The sequence below is a fragment of the Salinimicrobium sp. WS361 genome (assembly GCF_050750585.1).
Lineage (GTDB): Bacteria > Bacteroidota > Bacteroidia > Flavobacteriales > Flavobacteriaceae > Salinimicrobium.
Genome location: NZ_JBOJLM010000040.1, coordinates 1 through 2,547, shown reverse-complemented (window position 1 = coordinate 2,547; position 2,547 = coordinate 1). Strand labels below are relative to the sequence as shown.

Annotated in this window: 3 protein-coding genes; 2 read left to right on the top strand and 1 reads right to left on the bottom strand. The window is 32.8% G+C overall.

The features are described 5' to 3' along the window. Positions 1-158: 158 nt before the first annotated feature. Positions 159-416 (bottom strand): helix-turn-helix domain-containing protein, encoded by a 258-nt coding sequence (locus tag ACQ93I_RS17090; protein ID WP_431699587.1) that lies wholly within the window; start codon positions 414-416, stop codon positions 159-161. Positions 417-973: 557 nt separating this feature from the next. On the opposite strand from ACQ93I_RS17090, the gene ACQ93I_RS17085 reads away from it, so the two are divergent. Together ACQ93I_RS17085 and ACQ93I_RS17080 are read left to right on the top strand one after the other, a co-directional pair. Further along, positions 974-1,660: a hypothetical protein gene (locus tag ACQ93I_RS17085; RefSeq protein WP_431699586.1), complete on the top strand. Its 687-nt coding sequence runs from the start codon at positions 974-976 to the stop codon at positions 1,658-1,660. A gap of 161 nt (positions 1,661-1,821) precedes the next feature. Further along, entirely contained in the window at positions 1,822-2,538 is a 717-nt protein-coding gene (locus ACQ93I_RS17080) for a hypothetical protein (RefSeq protein ID WP_431699585.1), read from the top strand. Positions 2,539-2,547 lie beyond the last annotated feature (9 nt).

The following is a 2,547-nucleotide window of genomic DNA, read 5'->3' as shown; positions in this document are numbered from 1 at the left end:
CAACAGCGTATAAAAACAATGCTTAAATCAGTCTTGATTCGAAACTCCTTGCTCGCTTGCTGCGCCTGATTGTCCTGCGGACAATCAAGCTCGCCAGCTCGCACTGTTTTTATACAAGACGTTGGCATTCATTTTTCCCAAGAAACATAGATTACAAATTATTGATTCAAAACTGATTCAAATTCATTTGTAATATTTTCTTCAGGAACTAAATAACATTTCAATTCAAGGGCATTGCAGATTTTAATAAACGCTTCTAACGACATATCCGATTCTTCATTGAAATAGCGACTGATAGAACTTTGTGACAGACCCGACAGTTTGTGAAGTTTGTAATTCGTCACACCACTTTCCCTAACCTGAGCTTTAATGGTTTCTAACAGCTCATTTTTCCGATTTAGAGGTAATTTTTCCATATCATATTATATACTTCCAAATCTGCAACAATACTTCCAAATATGCAATTTTTTAAAGCTAATTTTACTCTTGCACTAGTAAAATGGTTTTTGATTGTTGAAAACTTTGTTGAAAACCTCTTTCGAATATCCCTCTGACAAAAAATAATTAAGGCTAATTTTATTTAAATAATTGAAAGGAGGTGTATATGAAATGAAAAAAAGAAAAAATGAGCCAAATAGCTCGAATGAAATTTGGCTCATACTGATGGTCTTCACTGTGGTTCTAGAATTAATTGTCGCGATTAATAATTTCCTGAACCTATTCTAACAAAGACCGAAACTGGATCGTCAGCATTTGCTGGCGATTCTTTTTTCAAATATAATTATAAAGCTAATATAAAAGAAATTTTTGGCGAACACTAGCACAGAAAAACGAAATGCCAACAACGATTAACAAAAATGGCTTTTTTGAGAGATAAATTCCTACATTTATTTCCATGAGAAGAACCCGTTACGCCTGAAAGTGATTCCTTCCCTACACGCCACTTTCGTTAACCGGGAACGTTACAGCACATATGACTAAAAAAACTACATTACTGCTTATTTTAATACTCCCGCTTCTTTTTAGCTGTGAACAAAAAAGTTCAACATTAAAATTTGAGCAGGCGGTTGTCTATGAAATTTTTCCTGCATTAATGGATTCATTACATCGGGATTACAGATTAAAACCGCCACCTCCACCGCCTAAACCGATTTTGAATGAGGACGGTGAAATAATTGGCAGAGATAGTACCGGGTTCCAAAAAGCATTATCGGATTTTAAAGAAAGGAAAGCAGAATTGGAAGCCGACACCGCTACACTGGTAATAGCAGTTAGAGATTCTGTGGACTTACTTGGAAATGAGGAGAAAAACCGTCTGTTAAGTCATTTTTCCAAGTATGATATAAAACTGGACAAGACAGATTTATCTACAAAATATAAACTCGACATTAATCGCTTGGAAACAGATAATGATAAAGTTCAGTTTCAATATCGGTCGAAATTTCCAGAAGGCAGTGATATTTGGGAAGGAGAATATGACTTTCATTTGAGTGGAATAACAAGTATTTCCAGGATACAATTTGACTCGACTAAATCATTTGGAGTTTTGGAAAGTGGAATGAGTTGTGGGAAATGGTGTGGGTATGGAGTAAAAGTATTTATCCGCAAAGAAAATGGGAAGTGGATTATTGACGAGATTACTGTAATTGAAATAGCATAAATACGTGCTGTAACAACATATAAAAACAATGCTATCTTAGTCTTGAATCGAAAGTCTGTGTGTACTTGCTAAGTCTGATTTTCCTGCGGAAAATCAACACTGGCAATCGCCGCACTGTTTTTATACGAGACGTTGGCACCAATATTAAAAGAAAAATAGAATTGAAAATTTTAGATAGCTTCTTAAAATATATTCCACTAGCAAGTATATTTATTGTTTTTCTTAGTGCAATAAGACAATTTATTTTTTATTCAAATTTTAATATTGATATACTATCATATTTAACATTAACGGAATTTCTAACTTTGTTTTTAAAGGATGGGATTGTAATCGCCTTTACTGTTATTTTGGCAGTTCCAACCGTGTATATTTTAAAAAACCAAAAAAAGGTTCAAAAACTTGCTAAAAAAAATCTTCGCCTGTGGCAAGTTTTTATTATTCTAATAACTTTGATTTTAATAGTAGCAGCCTTTTTTGTGAACTTATTTTTTGAACTAAAAGAAATTTATAACAAACCACAAAATCACATTGAAGGACTGAATATAATAGCATCTTTCCTTTTAGTTGGAATAGCATTGTCCATTTTATTCCTTCTATCAGTAAAAAAGATCAGTACAATAAAACAAGTAGTCGGTACTGGCTCACTTATTACAGTTTTTGTGATTATATTTTCTTCATTGACTGCATATAACACAAAAAACAAAGAAAGAAAAAATATCCATTTGATCATTACTGATAAGGAAATGATTAGAACGGATGATAGCCTGATCTATCTTGGGAAGACTGAATCTTACTTTTTTCTTTACAATAAGACCAAAAACTCTGCTAGAATTATCAAGAGTGAAATAGTTAAACAATTAGAAGTTATTGAGAAATAATACTGGTGC